4 protein-coding genes are annotated in these 7,825 nt (G+C 28.0%); 2 read left to right on the forward strand and 2 right to left on the reverse strand.

Annotation, left to right across the window (positions count from 1 at the left end):
- Position 1: 1 nt before the first annotated feature.
- On the reverse strand, positions 2–4,342 hold the full coding sequence (locus tag GQ540_RS12510) for a translocation/assembly module TamB domain-containing protein (RefSeq protein WP_291801623.1): 4,341 nt from the start codon (positions 4,340–4,342) through the stop codon (positions 2–4).
- A 191-nt stretch (positions 4,343–4,533) separates the two neighbouring features.
- Here GQ540_RS12510 and tsaD point away from each other — a divergent pair, with 191 nt between their 5' ends.
- Positions 4,534–5,565 (forward strand): tRNA (adenosine(37)-N6)-threonylcarbamoyltransferase complex transferase subunit TsaD, encoded by a 1,032-nt coding sequence (tsaD, locus tag GQ540_RS12515; RefSeq protein ID WP_291801629.1) that lies wholly within the window; start codon positions 4,534–4,536, stop codon positions 5,563–5,565.
- Between the two features lie 13 nt (positions 5,566–5,578).
- Positions 5,579–6,676: a hypothetical protein gene (locus tag GQ540_RS12520; RefSeq protein ID WP_291801625.1), complete on the forward strand. Its 1,098-nt coding sequence runs from the start codon at positions 5,579–5,581 to the stop codon at positions 6,674–6,676.
- A gap of 49 nt (positions 6,677–6,725) precedes the next feature.
- Here the strand turns inward: GQ540_RS12520 and GQ540_RS12525 are convergent.
- On the reverse strand, positions 6,726–7,825 hold a 1,100-nt coding region (locus GQ540_RS12525), incomplete at its 5' end, for a coproporphyrinogen-III oxidase family protein (protein ID WP_291801627.1).

Below are 7,825 nucleotides of genomic sequence, written 5' to 3' on the forward strand. Positions count from 1 at the left end.
TTTATTTATTTTTTTTATTTTTGAATTCTATTAACTTCTTATTTATTTTAAGTGTATCAGTTGGTGCTAATGTATTAATTGTATCTTTAACTGTCTTCTTTCTTAGCCCAATTTTTTCTAACAATTCTTTACTATTATCAAAATCTATTTGATAACTTAAACCAGCACCTTGCGTATATCCTTCCTCTTCTTCAGTATATTGAATTTCGTTTTGACGATTAAAAACTGATGATCGTAATGTTCCTTCTTCGTTCATTAAAAACTCCACATTTACTTCGCCAATAACACTTGATTGTTCTTTTGAGCTAATTGGAACACCTACTTTACCGTTAATTATTACTCTATCATTTACCTGATAATCTAGTGCTATTAAAAGTTGATCGTCAATATTTAAATTATTTACTTTATTTTTTTCACCAACGGTATAAACTGGTTTAAATTTAAAACGATTATTTCCTTTATTAAAAATATTATCGAAAGCGTTTGAAATTAAATCAGATGCTGTACCATAAACTAAACCATTGGTATTTACACTTAAATCGCTTTCATTATAAAACGCGCCTGAAGCTAACAAAGATACAAAATGCCTTGTTTTACTTGTTTTATCGTTATCATTTAACTTAAATGCAAGCTCTGATGCTACTGTTGAACTAGAATTTGGAATTTCAATATCAAAGTCTCTTTGAGAATTAAAAAGCTCACCTGAAAAACGCGTAATTAAATCTATGGGGATTTTCCTGTTTGAAGTTATATTTTCTAATAACGATTTTGGATTTGCCGAAACTCTATGAACCGCATCAATATTAATCTGTGCGGTGTAAGGATCTCCACTCCAAGAAATACTTCCTCCTTTTTTTACTGTAAATGGTTTATTAATAAAGCCTCCGTATTTAAAATTGTAAATACCATTATCAACCACAAAATCGCCATACATATCAAATTTATCTTTAGTATCTAATTCTAATTGTAAATTACCTGTTCCGCTACCTTGTAAATAACTACCTGTTGTTTTATCTAAAACCATTTCAACAACAGCATCTTTAGTAACTTCTATGTTGAAATTTAATGATAAGCCTTTCAGCTTCTCAGAAATAAATGCTTTCCTTTTTTCTTCGTTTTCTTCTAGTTCGTTTTTATTAATAAATCTGATTAATTGTGAACTTTCAACAGTTTTTACATCGCTTATTGGTATTACAAAACGAGTACCTTTTTTCGTTTTTCCAACAACATCAATTATTAACTTATCAGTTAACCCTTTTATTGTTGCATTTCCTTCAATAAAACCAGTCCCATAATATACTGAGGTTTCTTCTTCAACAGTATTTAACACCAATAAATTAGTTGTGTTTAATGATAAATCTAATAACCAATTGTCAAAATATGAATGTGATAATGTACCTGATAATTGGGCTGTAGTATTATGCGCTTTGTCTTTTAAATTTACATCTTCAAAAACAAAATTTTGACCTTTTAAATTAATAATACTTGTTCCATCAAAATCATAATCTACATTTATATAAGGAAAATATAAGCCTGCTTCATCTAAAAATAAATCGCCCTCCATTGTTGGGTTATTAAGAAGACCTGTTAATTGCACATCTCCATATACAAAACCTCTAATATTGTTAAAAACATCTTCACCCAGCGGACTAAATGCGTCTAATTTAAATGCTTCAAAGTTTACATTTACGTCTAACGTAGGTTGTTTTGTTGTAAAATTAAGTTCTCCAATTGCTGATAAACTCACACTTTCATCATTTTCTAACAAAATGTTTAGTACATATTTTTTTAAAGAATTTTTTCCTTCAATGTCAATTTTTAAATTTCCTTGCTTAGAGTTATTAATGGTTACATTAGACACTAATAAGTTTGCAGTTGGTTTAATTTTTTTCTGTAATTGATTGTAATCAAGAGTCCCGTTTATAGTTCCTTTTAATTTTAAACTATCAATTTCAGGCGTAATACTTGATAGTTTTACATCTTTAAAATTAAAATGAAGTTCTTTTGAAATGGTATCTTTTATAACACCATAAAGTTCTATTTTTTCATTTTTTGAACTTACTAAAAAAGGACTAATAGTGTATGTTTTTGTAACATTATCAAAAACCACTTTATTTTCAAGATTATTTGTTGGGTTTATAAGCCATTCATTATTTTTAAATGTAAAATTAGATTTTTGAATTCCGAAAACCGATTTATTGTCTTTATTAAATGTATGATAAAAAGATAAATTATAATCTTCAGTTTTTGCTTTTCCTCCTTTAAATTCAGTTCTAAAATACAACGTGTCATTTAATGTAATATTTACCAATTGTAAATCTGAAACATCATAATTATTAGTGCTTATTTTATCTACAGATAACTGTGTGTTAAACAGTGGGTTTTTATTATCTATTTGTAAATTTAAATCGTCTATTACAGTTGTAAACGCCTCAACTTTAGGTGATTTAATGCTGAGTTTAAATAAATTATAATCAGAATTAATAGTACCTCTTATTGATGAATTTGCTGAAAGGGTTATTTCAGGGTAAAAGACCTCAACAATTTTATTGTAGATTTTAAATCTAAAATCTAAAAACTGACCTGATGAAACTTCATGCGGATTGTAATTTGAATAAATACTACCAATTGAATTTTGTGCAAGCTTACCTAGTTCATTAAACTTAAATATTCCTTTTACATGACCATCAACTATTTCAGAAGAATTAATTGTAATTGTTCTAATACTATCTAAAAATGAAGATGTCACATTAAAATCTTTAAAAAAATAGTTTCCTTTTTGATTGGTATATAATGAGTTGTTAAAATCAACTGTACCAACCAAATCATCTAATGAATTTCCTTTTACATTAATTTCAATTTCACCTTTAACATTAGAAATACTATCACGTTTAAAAACATTAATTGCTTTCAAATCACAATAATCAATTAAAGTTTTAAAATTAAACGTATAAACATCTGATGAGAAATTTGCTAAACCATTAAAATTTAGTTTTATATTTTCATCATTTACTTCCATTTCACCATTAAAATGTTCGCTTTTCACTACGCCATTTAATGTGATATTTTTATAATTGTAGTTATTGTATTGGTATTGAGAAATAACTCCATTTACAGAAGTGTTCATAGTTTCTAAAGTAAATCCTTCACCATCTACATCACCTTCAATAGAAAAATTTCCTATTAACGGATTGTTGGTGATTTTACCCAAATCAAAATCAATAATTTTAATATGCCCAATGTATGAGGCTTCATCAATGTTTGAAATATTTGTTAGTTCTAAATCTGATACAGCATTCCCAATTTTTGTACTTAAGTATAATTGAGTGTTTATCAAATTTTCAGTTAAGTAAACATTTCCATTTAACGTAAATCTTCCCAATTTCATAAAAGAAGATGGTAATGTTTTTCCTAAAACATTTGGCAATAAAGTTTTTAAATGGTTATAATCTGAAGTTAAGTTTGTTAAATTACCCTCTAACGAAAAGCCATTTTCTTGATTAAATGAGTTTTTAAAATTCAAATCTCCTTTAATTATTGCATTTTTATCAGTAAATAATTTAAGGTTTTGAGCATTCAAATCATTTAACTTTCCTGTAATTTTTGTTGTAAAATGCAGCACATCATTAGTTCCCAGTTCATTGTAAAACTTCTTCAAGTCAATTAATGATACATCTGCACTAATAACATCCGCCTCAATAGTTACTAAATCATTGAAATTAGAAAAATCTTCTCTCTTATAAGTAAATATTAAATTGGTTAATATGGTTGAATTTTCAGTTTCTAATTTTGTATTTAAAAAATTCATAAACGATTTTGTGTACGTAAAATCTGTTGATAAATTCTTTATTTCAATACCATGGTTTTCAACAAAATTTAACCCACTAATATTTGTGTAAACGTTAGGTCCTTCAATTTTGAAGTTTTGTGTACCACCATTAATATTTATAAAAAATAATGGCTTATCGGTTGGTTTATTTTCATCAATAAGTTCAACATAACCATTTGCTAATTTTAAATTAGTTGCTGTTAATAAAAACCCTGAAGGTTTACCTGTTCTAACACCATCATCAAATTTATCAACAAAAACAGTTAAAGCGTCATCAACTTCCCCTTCGTAGGTGTTCATATTAACCTTAAAATTGTTTAAAGAGATTTGACCAAATTTCAGTTTACTATTTATCATATTTCTATAACTAAAAACTGAAGTTGTTAAATTTTGAACGTAAATTAATGTATCTGTATGGTGATTTCTAATTAAAACATCTTTTAACTGAACGCTTCCTAAAAAAGATAAATCAACTTTTTTAATTTTTATGGCTACATCAAATTCTTTTTTCAAATAATTTGTAGCCGTATTACCTAGTTTAGTTTGTATAGCTGGGATAGACAATATAATGCTAACTATTACTAATAAAAGTAATAATGCAGTTAAAATTCTAACAACTATTTTTTTAATTCGTTTGATATGCGCTAAATTTGCATTTTAATGGCAATTTTCGTGCCTTATTTGTTCTTATATATTATTAAATGATTAAAAATAAATCAATTTATATACTTGGTATTGAATCGTCTTGTGATGATACAAGTGCCTCCGTAATTTGCAACGGTAAAATACTATCAAATGTTGTTGCAACCCAAGAAATTCATGCCAAATATGGCGGTGTTGTTCCTGAATTAGCTTCGCGTGCTCATCAACAAAATATTGTTCCTGTAATTCAACAAGCAATTCAACAAGCAAATATCGACAAAAAAGACTTAAATGCCATAGCTTTTACACGCGGACCTGGATTAATGGGTTCTTTATTAGTTGGAACCTCTTTTGCTAAGTCACTTTCACTTGCTTTAGATATTCCGTTAATAGCAGTAAATCATATGCAAGGACACGTTTTAGCACATTTTATTGAAGATGAAAGTATGCAAAAACCTCCGTTTCCTTTTTTATGCTTAACCATTAGTGGAGGACACACACAAATTGTAAAAATCACCAATTATTTCACCATGGAAGTCTTAGGAGAAACGTTGGATGATGCAGTTGGTGAAGCTTATGACAAATCGGCCAAAATACTTGGATTACCATATCCTGGCGGACCTTTAGTTGATAAATATGCAAAACTTGGTAATGCAAAAGCTTTTAAATTTACAAAGCCTAAAGTTGATGGTTTAAACTTTAGCTTCAGTGGATTAAAAACAGGAATACTTTATTTTATTCAGAAAAAGGTTAAAGAAAATCCGAATTTTATTGAAGAAAATTTAAATGATATTTGCGCATCAATTCAATATACAATTGTTAAAATATTATTTGACAAATTAAAAAAAGCTGTAGAAGAAACAGAAATAAATCATATCGCAATTGCTGGAGGTGTAAGTGCAAATTCTGAAATAAGAAAAGTTTTAAAATCTTATGAAGCATCTTTAGGTTGGACAACTTATATTCCTAAATTTGAATTTACTACAGATAATGCTGGTATGATTGCTATTGTTGGGTATCTTAAATATTTGGAAAATAACTTTTCTAACACATCAACAACTGCTACAGCAAGATTAAAAGTAAACGACAATTAACAATAATTACATTATGAACTTTAAAAAAATAGTATTTATTTTAATAATTCCTCTAATTACTTCAAACTTATATTCACAAAATAATACCACTCAACAAATAGATTTATTGCATGGTGTTTCAATTTCTGGAGACTGGTTTATTGCTCATAGCAATACTAAAAAAGGTGATGAAAATTGGGATAATAAATTTATTGTTAAGCGAAGTTACTTTACTATAAAAAAAGAAATTAACGACGTTTTTTCTGTTCGTTATACGCAAGATATCGCTATTGACAAAGAAGGTAGTGATGCTGGAAATGTTGAAACAAGAATGAAGTATTTGTACCTAAAAGTAAAACCTAAATGGAACAACTCAATAACAGGTTCTTATTTTGAAATTGGAATGGTACACAGGCCTTGGATTACCTACGAACAAAAAATAAACGTGTATAGAGTTCAAGGAAATATGGCTATTGAACGTAATAAATTATATAACTCGGCAGGTTTTGGTATTTTATTTGGAGGTAATATTGGTCCAAAAATAGAGAAAGAATATTTGACCAACAATAGCAGTAGTATGAAAGGTAAATATGCAAGTTTTGCTATTGGTATTTTTAATGGTGGTGGCTATGCTTCATTTGAAGAAAATTCCAATAAAGTTTTTGAAGGTGTATTACATCTTAGGCCTTTTGCTAATTCAATTCCTCAAATTCAATTAAGCCATGCTTTTAATATTGGAAAAGGAAATACTGAAGATGCTCCAGAATTTAGTCAGTTTTTATTTCATGGAGGATACATGGGAAAATATTTTAATTTTGGCGGACAATACCATTTTGGAAAAGGAGATTATAAAGGAACATATATTGAAATTTTAGATCCTACAAAAGCATTAAAAAATGACGGTTACAGCATTTTTAGCGAATACATAGTTAAAGACTCTCCATTTGCATTTTTTGGTAGATATGATTATTTTAATGTAACTAAAGATTCATCAAAAAATGTTAAACGTCAAATAGCAGGAATAAAATATAATTTATACAAAGGTATAAGTGTAGTTTTAACTGGAGAAAACGCTATTTATGAAACTACTGAAGATTTAACAGTAGATTTAAATCTTCAAATTTCATTTTAAAATAAAACATTTTTTAATTTTTGTAGTTGAAAAGTGTTTTGTTATATACTTAAATTGTCATTGAAAAAATTCTAGTATCTGGTTTATTTTCAATTAATCGAAGGTCAAATGCCATACAAATATTACGAACAAACATTCTAGCTTCCTCTTTAACAACAATTTTATCATCTGAAATTTCAATTAAACCATCATCAATAATTGACTTTAAACGAGCAACAATTTCAGACTTCACTTTTGCATCTAAACCTATTTTCCATTCAGTTTCAAGGTTGCACATTAAGTTTAAAATGTGTTTTCTAATTATTAAATCGTTATCGGTTAATAAATGTCCTCTGAAAATTGGAATAATTCCGGCATTTACTTTCTCTGTATATTCTTCTATTGTTTTTTCATTTTGAGCAAAAGCATACCAAGAATCACTAATTGAAGACATTCCTAGACCAATCATCAACTCAGTTTTACCAGCTGTATACCCCATAAAATTACGGTGCAATTTTTTATCTTCCATAGCTTTATGAAGAGAATCACTTGGCAATGCAAAATGATCCATACCAACCTCAACATAACCATTGTCAAAAAACAATTGTTTTCCTAACTCGTATAAATGACGTTTTTCTTCGTCTTTTGGTAAATCGCTATCTTCAAAACCACGTTGACCAACACCTTTAATCCAAGGTACATGGGCATAACTGTAATATGCAATTCTGTCTGGCTTTAATTCTATGGTGTTTTTTATGGTATTACGAATACTATCTTCCGTTTGAAAAGGCAACCCGAAAATTAAATCGTGACTTATAGAATCGTACCCAATTTTTCTTGATAAATCATGAACTTTTTTTACTTGTTCAAAACTTTGCACTCTGTGTATTGCCTTTTGAACTTTAGGGTCGTAATCTTGAATTCCAAAACTATTTCTACGCGAACCTAAATCATATAATGTTTGTAATTGTTCTTCTGAAGTTAAATTTGGGTGGCTTTCAAAACTAAAATCCAATGTTTCAAATTTATCAGCTCTTTTAAAGATTCCATCTATTAACTTCTTCAAATTTTCAGGAGAAAAAAATGTTGGCGTACCTCCTCCTAAATGAATTTCTCTAATTTTTGGACGATCAACTAATAAATCACAATATAAATCCCATTCTTTTAAAA

This window comes from Lutibacter sp. (assembly GCF_013139515.1).
In the GTDB taxonomy this organism is placed as follows: Bacteria; Bacteroidota; Bacteroidia; order Flavobacteriales; family Flavobacteriaceae; genus Lutibacter.